The organism is Shewanella basaltis (assembly GCF_023283885.1).
Taxonomy (GTDB): Bacteria; Pseudomonadota; Gammaproteobacteria; order Enterobacterales; family Shewanellaceae; genus Shewanella; species Shewanella basaltis.
The window spans coordinates 56,377-80,072 of record NZ_JAKILA010000004.1 but is presented as its reverse complement, the minus strand read 5'-3'; the positions used below and the strand labels follow the sequence as shown (position 1 = coordinate 80,072).

Genomic DNA, 23,696 nt, shown 5'->3' with positions numbered 1-23,696 from the left:
ACTCTTTATTATAATCTTCGCTCAATAATGTAGCGGGCGAAGTCTGCAATTAACTGGCTATTGTAGGGCAATTTAGTCAGCGCTGATAGTGCATCTTGTATTAGTTGTTCCGCAGTGGCCTTTGCACCGTCAAGGCCAAGTAGTTTTGGAAAAGTACTTTTATTGGATTGCTCATCACTGCCTTGAGGTTTTCCGAGCTCTTCTGTACTTGCGGTTATATCCAAAATATCATCTTGAACTTGAAACGCTAACCCCAATGATTGCGCGTACTGCATCATTAATTGATAGTCTTTTTTTGGGGCATTTGCCGCTATCAATGCAAGCTCAACAGCACAACTAATTAATGCACCGGTTTTTTTGTTATGTAATTCAGTTAAGCGTGGTAATTCAATACTGTGGTTTGTGGCGCTCAGATCAATGGCTTGGCCACCACACATGCCATGATACCCCGAGGCTTTAGCGAGCACATTGACCATGGCCAGCTGTTGACTCGGCGTTAATGAAGAACATGGCGATGTGATGATCTCAAACGCCAGCGTTTGTAGTGCATCACCTGCTAAAATCGCAGTTGCTTCATCAAAAGCAATATGAACGGTTGGTTGTCCTCGACGAAGCGCGTCATTGTCCATTGCCGGTAAGTCATCGTGTATTAATGAATAGGCATGGATACATTCGATGGCGGCAGCGGCTTTATCAAGGGCGCTGATATTTGTCGCCAACATGTCACCCACACTGTAAACCAAAAAGGGGCGAATACGCTTACCGCCCAATAAGGCGCCATGTAACATGGCGGCCTTAAGGTAAGGTGCAGCATCATCCAGTTGGTTTAGATGTTCACTGAGTACTGCATCGACTCGTTTTTGGTAAGTTTTTATCGCTTCAGCTAACACGTTTAAGACCTATGATTCAATCTAATTAATTGAATGTTATTCGCTTTCGACTGAAAATGGTGTTAGCTCAACATCATTTTCATTTAGTAAAATAGACACTTTTTGTTGGGCTTGCTCTAGCTTAGTTTGGCTTTGGCGAACTAAGGTAATGCCACGTTCAAATTGTTTAAGCGCGTCATCAAGTGAGACTTCACCTTGTTCTAGGTGAGCAACAATGGTTTCGAGTTCGGCTAGGGATTGTTCGAAACTGAGATTTTCTGTTTTTTTAACCACGGATAATATTCCTCTTTTGGCGCGTGTGACAAGGTATATCAGGCTAGCGTATCGGTCAAATACAGTCGCTTATTATTTGCTCGACAGCACGCTTTGTTGTTGAATTTTTTTTAGAAACTCCAAAAACGGGCTAAACTTGAAGCGAGTTTGTCCGATAACGACTTAGAGGCTTAAATTAGAGAGCGCGATAAAGAGTGTGATTGGTCACAACATGTTGTTGGCAAATTTCATGATAACTTTTACAGTATTACATCATCATTGTGATTTGTGTCGACATCATTACGTTAAAACGTCATCATAAATTGTATTTACTGAGCGCATAAATAAGCAGAATCATCGCTGCGATTGAGGAGAGGTTGTGGATTTAGCTACCCTAATAGGTATTATCGGTGCTTTTGCGTTTATTATTGGCGCAATGGTGACCAGTGGTGGTATCGGTTTATTTATCGATGTGCCCTCCGTGTTGATTGTTATCATGGGGTCTTTATTTGTTGTGATGATGAAGTTTAACCTCAAGCAATTTTTAGGTTCGATAAAAATCGGCTTGAAAGCCTTCATGTTTAAAATTGATAAACCTGAAGACTTAATTGAACAATCTGTCACCATGGCAGATGCTGCGCGTAAAGGTGGATTTTTAGCCTTAGAAGAAGCCGTGATTACTAACACCTTTATGCAAAAAGCGGTTGATATGTTAGTGGATGGCCACGACGGTGATGTGGTGCGTAATGCGCTAGAAAAAGACATAGCGTTAACTGAAGAGCGACATAAAACCGGTATTAGTATCTTTAAAGCCATGGGGGATGTGGCGCCCGCAATGGGAATGATTGGTACGCTTGTGGGGCTTGTTGCTATGCTGTCAAACATGGATGACCCTAAATCTATTGGGCCTTCTATGGCTGTTGCCTTGTTAACCACATTATACGGTGCGGTAATCGCCAATATGATAGCGCTACCGATGGCCGATAAACTGTCGCTGCGCATGAACGAAGAACTATTGAATCGAAATTTAATTATGGATGCGGTATTGGCTATTCAAGATGGGCAAAACCCGCGGGTAATTGAAGGGTTTCTAAAGAACTACCTCGCTGAGAAACAACGAAAAATTGATACAACGGACGGAGAGTAACTCATGGCTAAGGCCAAGTGTGATTGTCCACCCGCTGGCGCGCCGATGTGGTTGGCTACCTTTGCTGATCTCATGTCGTTGCTAATGTGCTTCTTCGTACTGCTTTTGGCGTTCTCTGAAATGGACGTGATGAAGTTTAAGCAGATTGCGGGTTCGATGAAGTACGCCTTTGGTGTACAAAATAAGGTTGAAGTGAAAGACATTCCTAAGGGCACTTCTGTTATTGCACTTGAGTTTCGTCCTGGACGCCCTGATCCGACTCCGATTGAGATCATCAATCAACAGACTAACGAAATGACCCAGCCGACGATTGAGTATCAAGCTGGCGAAGAAGACAGTGCCGGCGGAACGCAAAAACAAAGTGGCGATCAGCGTGGCGGTAATGCGGCTGCAACGGCACAGCAAGAAGCTGAGTCTGTTAAAAAAGATGCGGCCTCGGCGCAAGAGAATATCAATGAACAAGTGAAAAAAATGGCTGAAAAACTCAACGAGGAAATCGTTGATGGCGCCATTGAGATTGAATCTCTTGGGCAGCAAATCATTATCCGGATCCGTGAGAAGGGCTCATTTGCTTCAGGCTCGGGGTTTTTACAACCTAAGTTTAAGCCTATTATTCGTTCCATTGGTGCTTTGCTTAAGGATGTGCCGGGGATTGTGACTGTGTCAGGCCATACTGACGGAGCGCATATTAATAACGAGTTATATAGCTCTAACTGGGAATTGTCGAGCCAGCGTGCGGTAGCGGTTGCCGATGAATTAAGGCGGGTATCCGGTTTTAATGAAACCCGAATGAAAGTGGTGGGTGAAGCATCAAATAGACCTTTAGTACCTAATGATTCTAACGAAAACAGAACCCGTAATCGTAGAGTTGAGATATCGATAGAACAAGGTAAAGCAAAAGAGTCCAATGAGATAACGGTCGCCCAGTAACTTGGTCAAACTCGCTATTTATATAAGCGCAATCTGCAAAGATTGCGCTTTTTTGTTATCAAAATGTTTGTTAAAAGGGTGGGAAGCACAAAATCAATGATTAAAAATTGAATGTATTTGGTAAATAGTCAGCATTTGGTATAATCGACAAATTATTGTTTACGTTTTAACGCACTTTAGGCAAATGACTGGGGTGTTTAACATCGTAAGCTGTTTTTCAAACTTATAATCAATGTATTGCAACTCCTTTTAGCCCGCTATCATGCCGCGCTGAGGGATGAGTTATGCCTGCGGACGCCACATGAAGTTTATTGTAAAGCTGTACCCTGAAATAATGATGAAGAGTAAATCGGTAAGAATGCGTTTTACCAAGATGCTCGAAACCAATATTCGTAATGTACTGAAAAAAGTTGATGAAGAAGCCAAAGTACAGCGTTTATACGATCGTATTTTAGTGAAAGTGCCAGACAATAAACCAGAATTAGGCGATGCATTTGCTGAGCGTTTGGCGTGTATTCCGGGCATTGCCCATGTGGTGCAGGTCAGTGAATACGCTTTTGATTCTATCGATCATATTTATCAGCAAGTGTTACCAAAATACCGCGATGAAATTGCAGGTAAAACATTTTGTGTGCGGGTGAAACGTTCCGGTAAACATGATTTTAACTCAATCGATGTGGAGCGTTATGTTGGTGGTGGTTTAAATCAGCACACTGATGCACTGGGCGTAAGGCTTAAAAACCCAGAAGTCACCGTTAATCTTGAGATAGATCAAGACAAGCTATATATGGTTGAACGCCGTATTCCAGGGCTTGGTGGGTTTCCTATGGCAACTCAAGAAGATGTGTTGTCATTGATATCTGGTGGTTTTGACTCTGGTGTATCGAGTTTTCAATTTATTAAAAAGGGTGCCCGTACTCATTATTGCTTCTTTAATCTTGGTGGTGCTCAACATGAAATTGGTGTAAAACAAGTGGCTTATCATTTGTGGAAAACCTATGGCGAATCACACAAGGTACGCTTTGTTTCTGTGCCCTTTGAACCGGTTGTTGCTGAAATTTTAGAGCGTATTGATAATGGCCAAATGGGCGTGGTGTTAAAGCGTATGATGATGCGTGCAGCAACTCGCATTGCCAATAAATATGGTATCCAGGCGTTGGTCACTGGAGAAAGTTTAGGCCAAGTGTCGAGCCAAACGTTAACCAACTTAAATGTGATTGACCGCAGCACCGATCTATTAATTTTGCGTCCGCTGATTGCCATGGACAAGCAAGATATTATTAATCAAAGCCGAGTGATTGGCACTGAAGATTTTGCCAAATCTATCCCTGAATATTGCGGTGTTATTTCACAAAAACCGACCGTTAAAGCGATTTTGTCAAAGGTAGAAAAAGAAGAGCTTAAGTTCTCTGAAGATTTAATCGATCGCGTCGTTGATGCCGCTGTGGTGATGGATGTACGTGATATTGAAGCTGAAATGAATCAACAGGTTACTGAAACTGAAACCGTTAAAGATGTGGCATCAGGTGAAATCGTGATTGATGTACGCGCACCGGAAGAAGAAGAGCGTAATCCGCTTGAAATCGATAACGTGCTGGTTAAGACCATTCCGTTTTTTAAGCTTTCGACCCAGTTTGCTGACCTAGACAAGAGTAAAACGTATCTACTGTACTGTGATCGCGGTGTAATGAGTAAACTGCAAGCTCTGTACTTAATTGAGCAAGGCTACACTAACGTAAAAGTGTATCGTCCTTAAATGTAATTCACCAACTGGTCTACTGGTTGGTGTTCACAAAGTCGAGACATAAAAAAACCGCATTCGTTGCGGTTTTTTTGTACTTGTTGGCGTTGACTTAACCTGAACTCTGGATGAGAAATGTATGATCAAAAGACTAATTGATTAAGCGATTTTGCCTACGCAATCTCTGGTGACTTTGTATCTTTATAGCCATTAAAAGCCTACATTGCCTGGCTTTATAAAGCACAACGGCTTATTAAGTTGTACTCGCTCAGCCATGTGCCTTGTTTATGCCCTTTTACAATCTCACTGAGTCATTCTCGATTAAACCCGCAAAGGTATTTAACCTCAGCTCTGGATAACAAACGCCTTTCAAGCAGTCCTTTGCCTTCCTCACTGCGTTGAATTAACTTGCAATAGGCTAGCTATTGACGCGTTAATTCGCCTTGTTAGCAAAACAAATCACAAGCTTGACAGTGGATTTTAGTCAATCTATTGATTTATATCGTTATAAATACATCTCTTATCCAGAGTTGAGGTTATTTACTCTGCCTGGGTTAATTTTGTGGAGCGTTTGTTTTAGGTGCATCAGAAGTTTTTTGTGCTTCTTCATTGTCTGCAACTAAAATACTGTTAACATCGTCATGGATATCAATTTTCATTGCTTCAATACTTTGAGATAGCTCAGCATGTAAATCTGTTATGCTTATCGGTTCGAGCTCTGTTGCTTGAGCAGAGGTTAAACCGATAATGGATGTTAGCACTAATGCAGCAAATAGGGTTGAGTTGTTCATAGGGGAAGCCTCCAGGTGACTTATTCACAATTGCTGGACTATCCCTATTACGTCGTGGAGATTGTCCAACTGTATTTTCAATGATGCTAATTTAACCAAACACAGTGTTCTTTACAAACGACAAAAAATAACGATAATCATTAGAAAAACTAATCATAAAACGAGAGATTGATCACTATGTCTAGACGATTGCCTCCCTTGAATGCCATTAAGGCATTTGAGGCCGCAGCAAGGCATCTGAGCTTTACCCGCGCCGCAGAAGAGTTATTTGTCACTCAAGCCGCCGTAAGTCATCAGATTAAAGCATTAGAAGATTTTTTAGGGCTAAAGCTGTTTAGGCGGAAGAATCGATCATTATTGTTAACAGAAGAAGGGCAAAGCTATTTTCTCGACATTAAAGATATTTTTATTGAGCTGGGTGAAGCAACAAATCGTTTACTTGCCCGCAGCGCTGTGGGCTCATTAACGGTCAGTATGTCGCCAAGTTTTGCTATTCAGTGGTTAGTGCCTCGTTTATCAAAATTCAGTGAGAAAAACCCCGATATTGATGTGCGCATTAAAGCGGTAGACAGCGACGCAAGCTCGTTAACCGATGATGTTGATGTGGCAATTTACTACGGCCAAGGCAATTGGCCGGGCTTGCGTGCAGACAAATTACGTAATGAAGTGCTGATCCCTGTGTGTTCACCATTATTACTTAACGGCCCTAAACCTTTGTCTCAACCAAGTGATTTAAAATTTCATACTTTATTGCACGATTCTAGTCGCCAAGACTGGCAAGCCTGGTTTAGACAATGCGGCGTGACCGATATTAACGTGAACCAAGGGCCTATTTTCAGTCATTCGTCGTTAGTGCTTCAGGCTGCCGCTCACGGTCAAGGTGTGGCGTTAGGCTACAGTGTATTGGCAAGACCTGATATTAAAGCTGGACGCTTGATTTGCCCGTTTTCTGAAGTGCTAGTCAGTAAAGATGCATATTACCTTGTATGCCAACAAAACCATTCTGAAATTGGCAAAATTTCAGCGTTTAGAGAATGGATGGTTGATATGTTTGCAGAGGAGTCTCGCAGTGAGCTGCTTACCGGATAACCAAGCTGCAATGGCGCAAGATTATGTGTTGCAAGGGGCTAAAAGTGACACCTTAATTATTTTTGCTCATGGCGCGGGGGCCAACATGCACCATGAGTTTATGGTCAATATGAGTGAGCTATTGGTCAGTGCGGGGGTTCAAGTTTATCGTTTCAATTTTTTGTATATGCAAGCCAACATGCAAGATGGTAAACGCCGACCACCTGATCGTGCCCCTAAATTACTCAATCATTTTGAGCAGGTGTTGATAGACGTTGGGCATAAGATTGAGCAAGGATTGATCGCACCAAAACGTATTGTGCTCATGGGTAAATCAATGGGCGGTCGTATGTCGGCGATATTGACCAGCGCTGAACACGTATTTTTATCGGCTCAAGCTAAAGAGGTTGCAGCTAACATTTGTGCTGTAGTGTGCCTTGGCTATCCGTTTATTCCATTAAAAGGTGGCGAACCTCGACTAGCACCTATTCAAACGAATCCATTACCTATACTTATCGTTCAAGGTGAACGAGATAAGTTTGGTGGCCGGGAACAGCTCCCCGCCTGGACGCTAACAGATAAGACTGTGTTGTGTTGGATGAGCGATGGCGATCACAGTCTGCAACCGCGAAAGTCGTCCGGCTATACCTTAGCGGGTAATATGCAATTGGCGGTAAGCAATATCAGTCAATTTATTGCTGCTAATGGTTAAAGTATTCCATAGGAATAATGACATGAATAAAAGCTTGTTGCTTGTCGCAACCCTAAGTGGATTTTTAGCGGTGGCTTTGGGAGCATTTGGTGCTCATGGACTAAAAGCAATCGCACCACCAGAGATGGTTAGCATTTTTAAACTCGGTGTTGAGTATCAGTTTTATCATACTTTTGCATTGATCGCGTTAGCCTTTTCGGGTCATTGGGTTACCTCTAAATTACTCCATTGGGCAGCTTACAGCTTCATTGCCGGTATGGTGCTATTTTCAGGATCGTTATATTTATATGCTTTTACGGGCGCGAAATGGATTGGGCCGATAACCCCTTTGGGTGGTTTGTGTTTGCTGGCAGGGTGGGTGTTATTTGCTACCGCTGTGTGGCAATCAAAAACAGATAAATAACGGTTTGCCTTAATTCTCCCTCCTAACGTTTTTTTGGGTATAATAGCGGGATTATTGTCTCGCGATTTTATGCGACCATCCTTAATGTTAAGGCTCTAAATGAAAAACCTATTCCTATTTTGTCGCTCAGGCTATGAAAAAGACTGCGCTGCAGAAATTCAACAACGTGCAGCAGAACTCAATGTCGGAGGTTTTGTAAAAACTAACGTCAATGATGCTTATGTTATTTATCAATGTTTTGAAGAGAATGGGGCGGATACGTTAGCGAAAGAATTGGCGCTAAGTTCGCTTATTTTTACCAGACAAATGTTTGCAGCAGGCGAGATGTTGTCTGATTTACCAGAGCAAGACCGTGTGAGTCCTGTTGTTGCGGCATTATCTGAGTTATCAAAATGTGGCGAGTTACGGGTTGAAACACCTGACACCAATGAAGCCAAAGAGCTGTCTGCGTTTTGTCGTAAATTTACAGTCCCACTTCGTCAAGGGTTAAAGAAAAGTGGTGCATTGTTAGGTACTGAAAATGACCGTCGTCCAATTATTCATGTGTGTTTTATTGCACCTGGTAAAGCTTATGCCGGTTACTCCTTGAGTCATAATTCTTCTGCACACTTTATGGGCATTCCGCGTTTAAAAATGGCAACCGACGCGCCTAGTCGCTCGAGTTTAAAGTTAGACGAAGCATTTGGTGTGTTTTTAACTAAAGAAGAGCAAGAAACCCGATGCCGTAGTGGCTTAAATGCCGTTGATTTGGGTGCTTGTCCTGGCGGCTGGACATATCAACTTGTGCGCCGAGGCATGATGGTTGCTGCAATTGATAATGGTCCAATGGATCCTAAATTAATGGAAACCGGCCAAGTTAAACATTATCGAGCGGATGGGTTTCGTTTTGAACCACCGCGCAAAAACATTTATTGGTTAGTGTGTGATATGGTCGAAAAGCCTGCTCGAGTGGCTGAGTTGATGGAGGCATGGGCGATTAATGGTTGGTTTAAAGAGGCTATTTTTAATCTTAAACTGCCGATGAAGAGTCGATACAAAGAAGTCAGTACCATTTTAGATACCATGAGCACCATTTTAACTGAGAATGAAATTGACTTTAAAATGCAATGTAAACACTTATATCATGACCGTGATGAAGTGACTGTTCATTTATGGTTATTCCCTGAAAAGGGTGTGAATTACGCTTAGTGATTTGCAGACCGAATAAAAAGCCCGCTGATGTGACCATCAGCGTGCTTTTTATTGGCGTGATGCGAGACTAACTCAAGCGCTCAAGAACCGCTTGAGTGAAGTCGGTTGTACCATGTGTGCCACCTAAATCGCGTGTGGTACGGTCACCTTCTTCAATCACTGCAGATACAGCATTGCGGATCATTTCAGCTTTGTCAGACATGCCTAAATACTCAAGCATTTGAATCGACGCTAAAATCACTGATGTCGGGTTGGCAAGGTTTTTACCTGCAATGTCTGGTGCACTGCCGTGTACTGCTTCAAAAATAGCAGCGTCGCGGCCAATATTTGCACCTGGCGCCATGCCTAACCCCCCCACAAGGCCGGCACATAAGTCAGATAAAATGTCACCAAATAGGTTTGTGGTGACAATCACATCAAAGTTTTCTGGGTTCATGACTAATTTCATGCAGGTTGCATCAACAATCATTTCTTCAGTGGTGATATCTGGGTAACGTAAACTCACCTCACGTGCCACCTTCAGGAATAAACCTGAAGTTGATTTCATGATGTTTGCTTTATGAACAATCGTCACTTTTTTACGGTTTTCTTTACGTGCTAACTCGTAGGCAAAAGTGGTGATTTGTTCAGCACCTTGGCGAGTAATAATACTGGTTGCTTCGGCTGTTTGCCCATCATCAGACACTTTTTGGCCTAAACCTGAATACATACCTTCGGTGTTTTCGCGAACGGTAATAATATCGATATTTTCGTAACGCGCCTGAGTGCCTTTAAATGAATTGACTGGGCGAACGTTGGCATACAAACTGAACTTTTTGCGAAGACTCACGTTAATTGAGGTAAAGCCTTCACCCACAGGTGTCGTCAGTGGGCCTTTTAAGGTGATGCGGTTTTTTTCGATAAGATCTAACGTGCGTTGTGGTAATAATTCGCCGTGTTTTTCTAGTGCTGTTAACCCTGCATCGGCGAATTCGTATTCAAAGTCACATCCTGCTTTGTCGAGGATTTTTAATGCTGAATCGATAATGCTAGGTCCAATCCCATCACCAGGGATTACGGTAATTGTACGTTTTGACATGAATAGTCCTTTCCACGGTTGTGGTTACTGCAAGCGTTGAACCGCATCATTACTGCGGCCAGACGACGATAAAATCCGCCGTTTTTCTGCGGCGCATTTTAACGAATTTTAATGTTTATTTACAGAAAATAGTGAGAGTTATCACGTTATTTCCGATATTGTTGAGTCAATCCTAATCCGATTGTTTTACTATGACAGCCAGCTCGACAGGGGTGAGTTTACGCTGACTCAAAGGGTAAGGTTATAATTGATGTCAGACAGCTTATGTAGACGACTTTGGTCGTAAGATGGCGCTACTTTTTCGCCATAGCGATAACAGACAATCCATGATGATAATAATTAGAGGGAACTGTGAAAGTATTTAATTTAATTCCACTGGCTTTGTGCCTGTCTTTTAGCGTGCCCAGTTTTGCGACACAAAGGGCATTAACCATTGACGATATTATGCAGTTTGAAACCCTGCAACAGCCGGTTATTTCTGATAATGGCAAGGTTATTGCTGTACAAGCTACACCTGATCGCGGTGACAGCCGCGCATTAGTGCGCTTTAGTGATAACAGTAAACGGTATCAGATTGACCATGGTAGCAATGTTAAAGTTAGTGCTGACGGACGCTTTGTGCTTGCTGACATTGAACCACCTTTATTTGATCGCGAAACCGAAAAAAGCGACGATTTACCTCATTCGGTAGTGCTATTGGCAACCGACAGCGGCACAACGCAGCAGTTTGATGAGGTCGAGTCGACACTGTTTGGTGACAATGGCGCTTATTTACTGATTAAACATAAACCGGTTAAAGACGATGAGGATGCTGCGCAGGCGTTAGCAGCAAAGACTAACGAACCGTCGACTGATGAGCAGACAAAACCTGATGTGGATGAAAAGGATGTCGGTACAAATGTCACTTTAATCAAGCTTGCCACTAGTGAGCAAATAACCCTAAACAATGTCACCAAGTTTGCATTTGATAAAGCGGGTAACTATGTAGCGGTATTGCAAAACAAACATCAAGTGCATCAAATGTCTTTGGTTAAGCTTGAATCATTGACCAGCGAAATCCTATATGACAGCAACAGCGAACAACTTGAATCGTTAGCGATAAGCCCTGATGGACGTTTTGTTGCCTTGACTAAAGGTGATGCATCGGTGGCGCGTTATGGCCGCGAACACTCACTGTTGCTGTTAGATACCGATACGAAAAAATCGCAGATTTATCGCCAAGATAATGGCTGGAGTTACAATCAATATTCCAGCTTACAATTTTCAAAAGATAACCAACGTTTGTTTGTTGGCCGTGTTGCGAGTGTGGCTCAACAAGCTCAGTTACCTAAATACAATGACGCTGCGGATGTGGTAAATCCTGAGATCATTACGGCACAAAAGCAGTTAAGAATATGGCATGGTGACGACCCTAAAATTAAGCCACAAGAAGTAAAAGAGTACGCAAAAGAATTAAAACGTACTTATCTTGCGGTTTTGCATCTTCAAACCAATAACATGGTGCAATTAGCTGATGAGTCTGTACCAGATGTTGCTTATGGTGAACAACGTGATTATTTGGTTGCAAGCTCTGATGTGCCGTACCAAAAAATGATCACTTGGGCGGGTTTTTATCGCGATGTGTACCTTGTCGATCTTAATACGGGTAATAAGCAACTTATTCTTGCTCAGCAGCCAAGTGACTCAATGCCAACCCTATCGCCTCATGCCAAGTTTTTAGCATATTTTAAGCAAGGTGGTGTGTATTTATTTGATATTAGCTCGGGTCGCAGTATTAACTTAACGCATAACATTAGCACCCCATTTGCTGATGAAGATCATGATTATCCCATCGAGGCTCCGGGGTATGGTTTTGGACCTTGGTTAGGTGATGACAGCGGCATTACCGTTTATGATAAATACGATATGTGGCAATTTGATACCTCTTCACATCAGGGGTTTATGCTTACAAAGGGTGACGGACGCAAGAGCAAAACTCAATTTAGGGTTGTGGGGTTAGCAAAAGAGAAGCGCCTACCTGCGGTGATTTCCCAGGGGCAAAAAATACTACTGCAAGGGTATAGCCACAGCACTAAAGCCGACACTTTTTACCGGGCGACTGTAGGCAAACAAGGCGTGACAGCCCTTACCGAAGGCGACAGTAAGCTGACATTGCTCGCCCGCTCAACAGATGCCGACACTGTAGTGTTTTCTAAACAGCGTTATGATTTATACCCTGATTTGTACAGTGCCAATATCAATAATGTTCAAAATGCCATTCAAATCACTGAGCTTGATACTCAGCGTAATGATTTTGCTTGGGGTCGTGCTGAGTTAGTGCATTGGCGTGATGGTGATGGCGTTAAAATGGATGGGGTATTGATTAAACCTGCTAACTATCAGGTGGGTAAGGCTTACCCAACGATGGTGTATTTTTATCGCTTTATGAGTGACAGATTACATGCATTTCCTGATATGAAGCTTAATCATCGTCCAAATTTTGCATGGTATGCCGACAATGGTTACGCCATATTTTTACCCGATATTCGCTTTGAAATAGGCTACCCTGGCATTTCGTCTGTAAAGGCATTGACTGCTGGGGTGCAAAAAATTATTGAGATGGGCGTTGCAGATCCTAATGCTGTTGGGATCCAGGGGCACTCATGGGGCGGCTATCAAAGTGCCTATGCTGTAACGCAAACCAATATTTTTAAGGCTGTAGTCACGGGGGCTCCCGTGTCTAACATGACCAGTGCTTATAGTGGCATTCGTCATGGTTCGGGTTTGGCGCGCCAATTTCAGTATGAGACAGGTCAAAGCCGCATTGGAGCGAGCTTATTTGCTGCGCCACAAAAGTATGTTGAGAATTCACCTATTTTTTATGCAGATCGAATCCAAACACCCATGATGATTATGTTTGGCGATAAAGACGATGCCGTGCCTTGGGAGCAGGGCGTTGAGCTGTATTTAGCCATGCGTCGTGCGGGGAAGGATGTGGTCTTTTTGCAGTATCAAGATGAACCTCATCATTTGAAAAAATACCCTAATAAATTAGATTACAGCATTAAAATGAAGCAGTACTTTGACCATTATTTAAAAGGCGCACCAGCGCCAACATGGTTATCTCAAGGTGAGGCTTATCAAGAGTACAAAAAAGCCGATTAAGCCTAAGCGATTAATAGGCCACAGTATGATTACTGTGGCCTTTTTTATGCACGTCACATTAGGTTTTCAGCTTTGTGTTTAGTGATGCCCCAGTGGCTTTGGCGTTAGGTTGTCGCTGTTGAAAGGGAACAGGAAATACTACATCAACACGTTAATCAAAACCGCGGTCAGTGTGCAGACACCTAATTAACCTCAGCTCTGGATAACAAACGCCTTTCAAGCAGTCCTTTGCCTTCCTCACTGCGTTGAATTAACTTGCAATAGGCTAGCTATTGACGCGTTAATTCGCCTTGTTAGCAAAGCAAATCACAAGCTTGACAGTGGATTTTAGTCAATCTATTGATTTATATCGTTATCAATACATCTCTTATCCAGAGTTGAGGTTAATTAATGCGGATTGGTATTCACCCTAAATTGCTTTAAGTTTACATTGAGCGGGATATCTGTTTGCAGTTGGGCAAGCTTATAGCTTATCCGTGCCATGTCTTTACCTTCAGCAAGTTTTTGTGCTTGTTTTGCTCCTAGGTTATCAAGTGAGCGATATAGGTTGGCAAGGGTTCTGAATTTATTCAGTAAATCAGCTGCTGATTTGGGGCCAATCCCTGTTATTCCTGGGATTTTATTGCCGCTGTCTCCCGCTAATGCAATAAAGTCCAGTAGCTGATATTGCTCAACCCCAAGCTTCTTTTCATATTGTTTAATATCAAAGGTTTGTTGGTTAAAGTGATCCCACAATGTTAGGTTTTTGCTTGGTAATTGGCTAAACCCCTTGTCGGTCGATACGATGACGACTTCACCCTGATTGTTGATAACTTTGGTGGCGATAGTGGCAATGACATCGTCGGCTTCTGAGGGGGCGTCAAATGAGTGAATATCATTAGAGGCTAAGGTTGCTTTTATGTGTACTAACCCATCGCTTAACGCGGTTGGCATAGGTTTGCGCCCTTTTTTATAATCTTCAAACAGCACTTTGCGCCAAGATGTTTCACTGCCGTCCCACACTACGATGACATGGGTGGGTTGATGTTGAAGCAACATTTTTTGCGAGGCAGCAAGCGTACGTTGTTGTACGCTTGTGATGTCGTTCTCGTCGGGTAGCGCCGCATGAATACGGCGCACCAGGTTTAATCCATCAATAATCAGCAGTTTATTCATTGTTTTTTATTATGTTGTAGCAGGGCACATAAGCGCTACCTGGTAATTTCATCCGTTGTTGTTTTACAAATGCCGTTAACACTTTGTCCATCATGTGCATAAGCTGCACATCGCCTTGGATATTAAAAGGCCCATGTTGTTGAATGAGCTTTATGGTGTCGCCTTTTACATTTCCTGCCACAATGCCCGAAAATGCTTTGCGTAAATTGGCGGCCAGTTCTGCTTTGTTATCCTGAAAGTATAAGTTTAAATTTGCCATAACTTCATGGGTTGGATCAAAGGGTAATTGAAATTCAGGTTCAATTTTTAGTGACCATTGGTATTGATACGCATCGCCTTTATTTTTGCGATATGTTTTTACCTCACTCATGCCTTGTTTCATCATTTGGCCAACTTTTTCAGGATCGCCAATAATAATGTGGTATTTGTCTTGTGCAGCTTTACCCAGTGTCGCACCGATAAACGCATCGATTTCTGTAAAGTATTCAGCGCTTTCTGTCGGGCCAGTTAATACTAACGGAAAGGGTGTGTTGCTGTTTTCTTCATGCAGTAAAATACCTAACAGATACAGAAGTTCTTCTGCAGTACCTGCACCACCTGGGAAAATCACAATACCGTGACCAATGCGGACAAAGGCTTCTAGGCGCTTTTCAATATCGGGTAAAATCACCAGCTCATTGACGATTTGGTTAGGTGGCTCGGCGGCGATAATGCTTGGTTCGGTTAAGCCAATATAGCGGGCATTAGACACACGCTGTTTAGCATGGCCTATGGTGGCCCCTTTCATTGGTCCTTCCATTGCGCCTGGACCACAACCTGTACAGATATCAAGGCCTCGAAGTCCGAGTTGGTAACCAACATCACGGGTGTATTGGTATTCGACAGGGTTGATACTGTGGCCACCCCAACAGACCACAACATTAGGGTCTTTCATGGGCGAAATGGCTTGAGCATTACGTAAAATATCAAATACCACATTGGTAATGTGGCTGGCATTTGTTAAGTCGATGTGTTTTAAATTTTCGTATTTATTGCTGATGTAGATAATGTCTCGTAGCACCGCGAATAGATGCTCTTGAATACCTACAATAATTTCTCCGTCGACAAAAGCTTGTGTCGGCGGATTAATTAATTCGATTTGAATGCCGCGCTCGCGCTGAAGAATATTAATATTAAATGATTCATATTGGCTAAATAACGCTTCAGAGCTGTCGCTAATTAAGCCTGACGCTAATACGGCAAGCGAACAATTACGATACAACTGATAAAGCTCGCTTTTGGCGCCTTGTCTTAGGCGTTCTACTTCTAATTGAGACAGTTGATCTAGGCTACCGCGTGGACTAATTTTTACGATCATAAGCAACTCCTTTGGACTCGAGTCGTTGATATCGAGTCCAAAGAAAATGATTTTGCAGTGGATTAGATATCAATAACGACTCGGTCTCTGCCGTTGTTTTTTGCTTGGTATAATGCTGCGTCTGCTCTTTCGAATGCTTCTTCAAGCGTTTCATTTTCCATTACTTGGGCAGCACCTATAGATAATGTAACTGTAATTCTCTGATTTTTAAACTTAAACGGAATATTTTTAATTTTCTCTCTGACTCGGTTGAGCATCAGTGAGATATGTTCATCTGTAATGTCTGGGAGTAATAATACAAATTCTTCTCCACCATACCTTGCGACAAACTCACTGTCTCGTAGAGAGTTTTTCAGCGCCATAGCAATCACTTGTAAGGTTTTATCACCGGTGCTATGACCAAAGTTGTCGTTAATGCTTTTAAAGTGATCTATATCTGTCACTGCAATCCATAATGGCGTTTTATAGCGCACATGGTTGCGATATTCTTGCTCCATTCTGTCTTCTAAAGCGGTTCGGTTTGACAGTTGGGTTAAGGGGTCGAGCAGATTTAGCTTTTGGTGCTCAAAGAGCTTTTCTTTGTAGTTGTTTGCTTCATTGCTCATCGCGTTTAGCTCTTTACGCATAGACTCTATCGACTTACGAAGAATAGCCTGTTCACGTTGTTCAAGCGCTTCTTTGCGAGAAAGTGCATCGCGAAGCGATGATAATTGAACGGTAAGCTGAGTCTTAAGCTCTGACAGATCATTAATATCGACAACGATGGAGTCAGCATTATTAACGCGCAAGTTAATTTCTTTGTTTAACTGGCCTTTTAATTGCTCGCTACGTTGGCTGTTGTTGTAGGTGTTATTGACGACATCTCTAACAATGCTAAGGGCATCATTTAAGGCAAATAAAAAGTCTTGTGAGGCTGTTTTTTCACGGGCAATATTATCGAGTAATAAACTTAAAATAGTTTGATAAGCCTCTAACAGCCCATTGACATGAATATCACCTAATAAGACTTCTTTTAGGACTAAAATTTGATCTCGTTGGTCTTTTCTGAACTCAACTTCTGCAATTTTGGCTGCCAGTTCTCTGGCTAATTGGATGTGCTGCGGCAGAATATCGTAGTTGTCTGTACCTGATATCTCTTGTTTTAGGATTTCTTCATAAAAAAAGATCAGTTTTTCAACTTTGGGGATGTATTCCCAAACCGTATGGAATGGTTTGCTCAAATCTTGTTTGAAATAGGTGATTTCTTTTTTGAGCTTGTCAGGTACTGAATTGATTCGTTGAATTTGACGAATAACCCGCGTTAACCCCAGACGGCTGTCTTCAAGCCGTGACATGGTATGGTTATACTGTGTTTTTAAAAGGCGTTCAATATCAATTAATTCGGGCAATGCTTCATCAATTTGCTCAAAGTTATGCATATGATGTCGCAATTTCGCCAGTTTATTGTCTAGCTCTAAATTTTGGCCTTTACAGGCAAGACTTAAATGGCTAATAAACTGAATAAGTGTTTTTAATTTGTCGTTACGATCATTATTAATATCATCTAGAGCAAGCTTTGCCGCATGAAGTTTTTGCTTCATTAGGGATATTTGTGAAACCGCGGTATCTGACTCTTTCATCAATATGTTGCCTACTCTTAATTAGGTTGCTTAACGACCTATTATCACAATCCTAAAATAAGGATGATTGCTATACCTGTACATTATAGTGATTTTATCTCAATAATGTTGTGCAACAAATCTAATTACCCATAAAACATTAACCATTGAGTGACAGTTGCTAGTTTATTAGCCAATTAGCATTTTGGCCAATTAAACTCCAAAATATTTCGATTGCTCTCTGCACGAATGATCCCTCGGTTTAATGCTTGCGAGAGGTTTAAGTACAATGGCGGCATAAATATAGCAGCAGGGGCAAAATTAAGCGGCCTTAATGAGACAAAGGCTGGTTTTTCTGGGATTGCGAGCGCTGCGGCTAATGCATATTGAATGGTTTCGAAATGTAACTGAGCACTAATGGTCACATCTGGATTGGCGATTAAGGGTAAATTAATGTGACCAATACTAATTTGATGAGCATTACATGTGTTTGAAAAATTTGGAATGTTGGTTTGTATTGTCTTGAATGTTTCCAAGCATTGCATTGTTTGGGCATGAATATATTCAGCATCACGTGGTTGATCAAAATAACATGCAATTAAGCCTGAGCGGATCATAAAGACTTGTGTATTGAATTGTTGCTCCATTTGAACAAGGAATTTTTGCATGAACTGTCTTGATTCGGTTAGCCCAAGTTGTAAATCGATATGATTCAGTTCATTAATATTAATGAGTGCGAGAGTTTTAGCTGTGGTCAAATCGATTGAATCGAGCGTTTGAATAAATGCCCGATAGCCTGGGGTTTGTGATGTTGGTTCGATATGATTAATGGCTTCAGATTTGAGATATAGCCTTCTTTTTTGTATGTATTTACGCCAAGTAAAAATCATTAGCGACACCACAATGATTAAACTCAGTGCGAAGAGAATAATAATAAACTGATTGTGCTTGTTGTTGGCAATTTGCTGTTCGAGCTTACTATTGAGGGTGGTGAGTTCAAACTTTAATTTTTGTTCTGTAAATTCAGAATGACCATTTGATTCTTTAGCGCTCTCTTTGGTTATTTTTGTGAGTTCGATAATGGACTCTATGGTGTCGATTGCCGCACTAAGGTCGTTGGTTTTTCGATAAGCGTTAGAAAGATACTCAAGTGCTTCGATTTCAATGTCGGTTTGTTTAAGTTGTTTTGCTAACTCAAGTGTTTGCTTCGCATGTTTGATGGTTTCTGCCCATTGAGCTTGTTCGGCATTGATTTGCGTGAACAATAACTCATTATGAACGAGGTAATGGTGTGTTTTTAAGGAGCGAAAAATTTCATTTGCGCGTTGTAATGCATTGAGTGCAGCAGGAATATTATCCAGTTTTGCATATATTCCCCCCACATTGTGAAAATTAACACCTACCGCAATAATATTGCCTACGCGTTCGTTAACTTGCTGTGCATTTAAATAATAATCAACCGCCTTAGTCCACTTTTCTTGACCCTCGTACACCATTGCGATGACATTTAACGTTTCTGCAAGATAGCTCTCTAAACCTAAGTTTTGTTGAATGTCTGCCGCTTCATGGGCATATTTTAGTGCATCATCCCATTGCTCTAAATCTCGATAAGTGCGTGCAAGGTTAATGAGTGTTTGCGATTTTAATTGAGGGTAACTAACCCCATTTGCTAGGCGAAATGCTTCGCTAAAGTGTTGTAATGACTTAGCTTTATCGCCACTGCGATTGTAGTATTTGCCTAATGCCGTTTCGGCTTCGGCAATAAAATAATCATTGTGCAGTTGATAGGCTATTTCGCGGTAGCGATTGAAGTGTGACAGGGCGGCTGTACTTTGAAGTAACATCATATTTAAGCCGGCTAAATGCTCATGAAGTATGTACTTAAAAATGGTTGCTTGGGTGCTCGTGTCAGTGTTGATCATGTTTAATGCATCCATGTATTGCACGACAATCGGTTGGTATTCTTTATTCTCCCGCCCTCTTAATCTTGCTTTAAGCATGATAACCATGGCTTTGTCGTAAGCTGTTGTTGCTATTAAATCAAGCTGTTCAATTAACTGTTTTGCATCTTCATACTTGGTGGGTGATGTTAAGTTGGCCTCAAGGTTGACTCGGGCGAGTACTTCTAAGTCCCTTTGTAATTCAACGGGTTGAAACCCCAAGTCGTTTGCCACCTGGACAAACGCTTCTTTTGTGGTGAAGTGCTGCGGGTATTCTGTTGATTTTAAAAGCTTAATGTATAGTTTTCCGGGGTTTTCTTTAAATTCAATCTCTTGCTGTTCAAGATCTTTTGCGGCCACGACTGAACTGGTAAATAGTGAAAAAAACAGTAAAAGATATGCAAGTCGAAGCATAGTGATTGAATCCTTAAATGTGTGTCTAGCATAAACGCGGGGCAAACGACGATAGCGCGTAATCCCATTTAAATTTACTGTTGCAACATGACATTTTGTAATGAGTCGTAAATGGCGACTTTGTAAATTAGCGTAGATTGTTATAATTGTTCGGAATTTAAAATAAAAACAAATAGAATCATATCAGAAGGAACTCTTTGTGAAACCAACAAATCTTGCCTTTTTAACGACAAGTGCACTTTTTTCGATGTGTTTTTCTACATCTTCTTTTGCAGATGTTAATTACCATATTGATATTAACCAACCCATTCACCACTTGGCTCAAGTCAGTGTTTCTTTTCCTCAATCCCAATCTTCAGAACTGGTTGTTAATTTACCCGTGTGGCGCACGGGGCGTTATCAGGTATTGCCTGTCGCTGATGGCGTTAGATTATTTAACGCAACAGACAGTAAAGGACATGCTTTACCTTGGCGGCGAACAGCCAGTGGTGAGTGGACGGTCAGTTTAACTAAGCCTACGGCGGTAAAAGTCACTTATCAGTTGCATGCTAATGAGTTAGGCGACCGTTTACGTCATATTGACGAAAGTCATGCTTATTTGGATGCCAGTGGTGTGTTTATGTATAGCCCTGAGTTTCGCCAGGAACCGATATCCGTTGAAATGAGCGTTCCTAAAGGATGGAACAGTTTTTCGGGTATGGACAAAGGACCCAAGCCTCATTCTTTTACCGCGGCTAATTATGATGTGTTAGTTGATTCACCTATTGAAACCGGGATTAATCAACATTTTAATTTTAAAGCAGATGGCCGTGAATATGAGGTGGTTTTCTGGGGGGAGGGTAATTATGACACCGAGCAAATTTTAACTGATCTGCGTAAAATTAGCGGTCAAGCTTCAATGATTTGGGATGATTATCCGTTCGAACGTTATGTTTATATGGTTCATGCTACAAGTGGTGCGAGTGGGGCAACCGAACACCTTAATTCTACAGTAATACAATTACCGCGATTTCAATTCCGTGAGCGGGATGACTATTTACGCTTTATCAGCACGGCATCACACGAATTTATACATACCTGGAATGTTAAATCTTATCGGCCTCAAGGCCTAGTGCCTTACGATTATCAGTCTGAAAATATGAGTGAGTTGTTATGGGTGGCTGAAGGGTCTACCAGTTATTTTCAGAATCAACTACTGCTGCGTGCAGGGGTGATAACACCTAAAGAGTTTTTTGATGATTTAAGTTTACGAATAGGCCTAAATGAGCACAACCCTGGCAGGGATACTCAGTCAATTGCAGAGGCCAGTTTAGGCCAATGGAGTAGCACCTGGGGGGATTATGCCCTTAACCACAGCGTGAATATTTATTCTGAAGGTTACCTGACCTCCATGGTTTTAGACTTTAATATCATTGATGACAGTGAGTTAGCACATTCTTATCGAGATGTTCATAAGGCATTATATCAACACTTTAAAATCCCCATGGGTTATAAGGTTCAGGATATTCAGAATATCCTCACCAAGCTGACAGGCAAAGATTACCAACCCTGGTGGCAGGAGTTTGTTAATCAGCCTTTTAGCATAGAGTTTGATACCTTATTAGCCCAGGCTGGATTGGTGACAACATACGGCGACAAGCCAAAAAGCCAAGTGGATACAGGCATAGGATTGTCTGGTTTGCATGGCGATTTAGTCTTAGCAACTGTTGCGAAAAATAGCCCGGCTTGGAAAGCGGGGTTAATCGCGGGTGATGAATTAGTTGCCCTTAATGGTTTAAAAGTTACCGCAGAAGGATTAAGTAAGCGCTTTAATGACTTTGAGCCTGGAGATACAGTGACATTAACCGTCTTTAGTAATGATCGTCTAAAAGAGCTTAGCATGGTATTGGGTGAGCAACCGAAAGGGAAATTAGCCATAACAGCCCTTAAGCAGGTGACTGACAAACAAAAAGCGTTCTTCAAAGCATGGCTTGGTATTGATTGGCCATTTAATGATAAGGGTGAATGGTTGAGCACTGACAACAAGGCTTAAGGACGTTAATTAACTTATAAAGCCCTGAGCGTTCAGGGCTTTATGTTTTCATAAGCAGGCTTAAACGGGTGGAGCGGTTTCAATAAAGCACGGATCTTGTTCAATACTGGTCAAAAAGAGTGCTAGTCGCGGGTAATCGGCAATTTTGATGCGCTGACGAAAAACCGCCCAACTCAAATAACAGCCTAATCGCAATTGTACGTCATTAAATGGGCCGTTAAGCGGCAGTTTAAGTTGTTCTAACTCCGCTAAAATAGAGTCTATGCGTTGAGCTTGTCGTTTGGTGTAGTCAAATTGTTCAATATCGACACCATCACGGGTCAAGAAAAACAGATTGATTGTGCTGTCCAGAGCCGTGTTAATCAGGCAATATTGGTCGAGTTCGACTGCGCCTTCAATAAATGGTTTGTCTGATTTATTGCGAATATAACGCAATATGGCACTAGAATCATGTAATGTCAGTTCACCATCTTGTAAAAGTGGTACCCGTTTGGTTGGCGATAATGTTGCGCTGGCAACTTGATCTGTCTCGATAAATTCATAGTCGAGTGTTGATTCAAGTAATGCAATGCGACAATGGCGCACAAATGGCGAAGTATAGCTACCATATAGTTTCATATCATGTCCTTATACGCTTTGTTCAAGCGGACCAAATGCCTTGTTGAGTGCATTAATAAAAGCAACCAATTCACTGCCCATAAGCGCGAAATCAGCATCTAAACGAGCAATAGGGTCTTCAGTACCCACCTCGTCGTTACCTGCTCTAAATTCTTCTGAGAACTTAATGCGTTTAACACTGGCATCTGATTGCATTAAAAAAGCAATCGATTGGCCAAAATGTAACGCTAATTTATGAACCTGTTTACCCGTGGCGATATGTGCCAACACTTCGTCTTCTTGAAGCACTTGCTGTTTAAAGCGAACAATGCCGCCTTCATCTGAGTCCGATTTTAACTCGGCTTCATCTTGCATTTCAAAAGGCGCTTCAGCTTCTCCTGCTTGTAACCATTGCGTGAGCGTGGTTTCTATTGGCGTTGCAAAACTTAATGGGATAACAGGCAGGCTGCCTAGTGCTTTACGCAATAGCGCCAGCAATTCTTCTGCTTTGGTGGCGCTAGAGCTATCAACTAAAATCATTTCTAGCTCAGGCATGATCAATGCGCGGGTTTGACTGCGACGAGAAAAAGCTCGTGGCAGTAGGGTTGTGGTGATTTCGTCTTTAATGGTGTCTTTTTCTTTTTTAGTGACTTTACGATTCTCTTGCTCTTCTATTTCAGCAACTTTTTCATCTAGTGCTTCTTTTATCACTTGGCCGGGTAGGATCTTTTCTTCTTTTGTGACACAAATCAAATGGCGATTCTCAGCGCTGTGCACTAGCGCATGGCCTTTTTTGCCTAAGGCATTTGAAAATCCGAACTTACTGATGTCTTGGCTAGAGCAGGGAGAAAAAGTGAAATCAGCAAGTGCTGTTTCTAAGGTTTCGGTATCGGTGGTAAACGGTTTGTTGAAACGGTAAAGGGTGAGATTTTTAAACCACATAGAATGCTCTCAATTAATTAACAGGAATAAATCAGTCCCTGCAGTTTACGGGATAGATGCAAAGCGGTAAACCTACAAAAATATGCTAATTGCATGATGAATAACTTGATAGAAAGGAGAATTCATCAAATTGTCATAATCTTTTTATGTGCTTCAAAACCATTGGTGTAGCTGCATTTAAGGCTTTTTTTGCAGTTTTTTAGCGGTGAATATCAGTAATTAATTAACTAGTGAAATATTTCTGAAACATTAGCAAGGCAAAATTCCGCTCGTTCCGATACAACTAACCTGAATAACCATGACGAGATAATCGT

The 23,696-nt window shown here is 41.8% G+C and carries 19 protein-coding genes; 9 read left to right on the top strand and 10 right to left on the bottom strand.

What is annotated here, in order from left to right:
- Positions 1 to 8: 8 nt before the first annotated feature.
- Positions 9 to 890, bottom strand: coding sequence for a (2E,6E)-farnesyl diphosphate synthase (ispA, locus tag L2703_RS04790; protein ID WP_248969990.1), 882 nt, complete (start codon positions 888 to 890; stop codon positions 9 to 11).
- Positions 891 to 926: 36 nt separating this feature from the next.
- Positions 927 to 1,163, bottom strand: coding sequence for an exodeoxyribonuclease VII small subunit (gene xseB / locus L2703_RS04785; RefSeq protein ID WP_248969989.1), 237 nt, complete (start codon positions 1,161 to 1,163; stop codon positions 927 to 929).
- A gap of 358 nt (positions 1,164 to 1,521) precedes the next feature.
- On the opposite strand from xseB, the gene pomA reads away from it, so the two are divergent.
- From pomA to thiI, 3 genes are all read left to right on the top strand, one after another.
- Entirely contained in the window at positions 1,522 to 2,289 is a 768-nt protein-coding gene (pomA, locus tag L2703_RS04780) for a flagellar motor protein PomA (RefSeq protein WP_248969988.1), read from the top strand.
- A 3-nt stretch (positions 2,290 to 2,292) separates the two neighbouring features.
- Positions 2,293 to 3,219, top strand: a complete 927-nt coding sequence (locus L2703_RS04775; protein WP_248969987.1) for a flagellar motor protein MotB — start codon at positions 2,293 to 2,295, stop codon at positions 3,217 to 3,219.
- Positions 3,220 to 3,520: 301 nt separating this feature from the next.
- On the top strand, positions 3,521 to 4,975 hold the full coding sequence (gene thiI / locus L2703_RS04770) for a tRNA uracil 4-sulfurtransferase ThiI (protein ID WP_248969986.1): 1,455 nt from the start codon (positions 3,521 to 3,523) through the stop codon (positions 4,973 to 4,975).
- A gap of 539 nt (positions 4,976 to 5,514) precedes the next feature.
- On the opposite strand, the gene L2703_RS04765 is transcribed toward thiI, so the two are convergent.
- Positions 5,515 to 5,751, bottom strand: coding sequence for a hypothetical protein (locus L2703_RS04765; RefSeq protein ID WP_248969985.1), 237 nt, complete (start codon positions 5,749 to 5,751; stop codon positions 5,515 to 5,517).
- Between the two features lie 177 nt (positions 5,752 to 5,928).
- On the opposite strand from L2703_RS04765, the gene L2703_RS04760 reads away from it, so the two are divergent.
- The 4 genes from L2703_RS04760 to rlmM all read left to right on the top strand — a co-directional run bounded on the left by L2703_RS04760 (position 5,929) and on the right by rlmM (position 9,122).
- Positions 5,929 to 6,840, top strand: a complete 912-nt coding sequence (locus tag L2703_RS04760) for a transcriptional regulator GcvA (RefSeq protein WP_248969984.1) — start codon at positions 5,929 to 5,931, stop codon at positions 6,838 to 6,840.
- Entirely contained in the window at positions 6,821 to 7,531 is a 711-nt protein-coding gene (locus tag L2703_RS04755) for an alpha/beta family hydrolase (protein WP_428848642.1), read from the top strand. The genes L2703_RS04760 and L2703_RS04755 overlap by 20 nt, the downstream gene beginning before the upstream one ends.
- Positions 7,532 to 7,553: 22 nt before the next feature.
- The gene (locus L2703_RS04750; RefSeq protein WP_248969983.1) at positions 7,554 to 7,934 is read left to right on the top strand and encodes a DUF423 domain-containing protein; all 381 of its coding nucleotides are present in this window, start codon (positions 7,554 to 7,556) and stop codon (positions 7,932 to 7,934) included.
- A gap of 99 nt (positions 7,935 to 8,033) precedes the next feature.
- Positions 8,034 to 9,122, top strand: coding sequence for a 23S rRNA (cytidine(2498)-2'-O)-methyltransferase RlmM (gene rlmM / locus L2703_RS04745; RefSeq protein WP_248969982.1), 1,089 nt, complete (start codon positions 8,034 to 8,036; stop codon positions 9,120 to 9,122).
- Positions 9,123 to 9,192: 70 nt separating this feature from the next.
- On the opposite strand, the gene L2703_RS04740 is transcribed toward rlmM, so the two are convergent.
- A complete protein-coding gene (locus tag L2703_RS04740; RefSeq protein ID WP_248969981.1) occupies positions 9,193 to 10,203 on the bottom strand; it encodes an isocitrate dehydrogenase in 1,011 nt (336 codons plus the stop codon).
- Positions 10,204 to 10,554: 351 nt separating this feature from the next.
- Here L2703_RS04740 and L2703_RS04735 point away from each other — a divergent pair, with 351 nt between their 5' ends.
- A complete protein-coding gene (locus L2703_RS04735; protein ID WP_248969980.1) occupies positions 10,555 to 13,347 on the top strand; it encodes a S9 family peptidase in 2,793 nt (930 codons plus the stop codon).
- Positions 13,348 to 13,734: 387 nt separating this feature from the next.
- Here the strand turns inward: L2703_RS04735 and xni are convergent, their stop codons facing one another.
- The 4 genes from xni to L2703_RS04715 all read right to left on the bottom strand — a co-directional run bounded on the left by xni (position 13,735) and on the right by L2703_RS04715 (position 19,811).
- Positions 13,735 to 14,502, bottom strand: a complete 768-nt coding sequence (gene xni, locus L2703_RS04730; protein ID WP_248969979.1) for a flap endonuclease Xni — start codon at positions 14,500 to 14,502, stop codon at positions 13,735 to 13,737.
- Positions 14,495 to 15,859 carry a nucleotide 5'-monophosphate nucleosidase PpnN gene (gene ppnN, locus L2703_RS04725; RefSeq protein WP_248969978.1) on the bottom strand — a complete coding sequence of 455 codons (1,365 nt, stop codon included), beginning with the start codon at positions 15,857 to 15,859 and terminating at the stop codon, positions 14,495 to 14,497. The genes xni and ppnN overlap by 8 nt, the downstream gene beginning before the upstream one ends.
- A 62-nt stretch (positions 15,860 to 15,921) precedes the next feature.
- The gene (locus L2703_RS04720) at positions 15,922 to 17,478 is read right to left on the bottom strand and encodes a sensor domain-containing diguanylate cyclase (RefSeq protein ID WP_248969977.1); all 1,557 of its coding nucleotides are present in this window, start codon (positions 17,476 to 17,478) and stop codon (positions 15,922 to 15,924) included.
- A gap of 176 nt (positions 17,479 to 17,654) precedes the next feature.
- On the bottom strand, positions 17,655 to 19,811 hold the full coding sequence (locus L2703_RS04715) for a tetratricopeptide repeat protein (RefSeq protein WP_248969976.1): 2,157 nt from the start codon (positions 19,809 to 19,811) through the stop codon (positions 17,655 to 17,657).
- Positions 19,812 to 20,010: 199 nt separating this feature from the next.
- Here L2703_RS04715 and L2703_RS04710 point away from each other — a divergent pair, with 199 nt between their 5' ends.
- Positions 20,011 to 21,843: a M61 family metallopeptidase gene (locus L2703_RS04710; protein ID WP_248969975.1), complete on the top strand. Its 1,833-nt coding sequence runs from the start codon at positions 20,011 to 20,013 to the stop codon at positions 21,841 to 21,843.
- A gap of 60 nt (positions 21,844 to 21,903) precedes the next feature.
- Here L2703_RS04710 and L2703_RS04705 read toward each other — a convergent pair whose 3' ends face one another.
- Both L2703_RS04705 and rdgC read right to left on the bottom strand, forming a co-directional pair.
- The gene (locus tag L2703_RS04705; protein WP_248969974.1) at positions 21,904 to 22,461 is read right to left on the bottom strand and encodes a glutathione S-transferase family protein; all 558 of its coding nucleotides are present in this window, start codon (positions 22,459 to 22,461) and stop codon (positions 21,904 to 21,906) included.
- Positions 22,462 to 22,470: 9 nt separating this feature from the next.
- Complete coding sequence (rdgC, locus tag L2703_RS04700) at positions 22,471 to 23,382, bottom strand: recombination-associated protein RdgC (RefSeq protein WP_248969973.1); 912 nt, start codon at positions 23,380 to 23,382, stop codon at positions 22,471 to 22,473.
- Between the last annotated feature and the right edge of the window lie 314 nt (positions 23,383 to 23,696).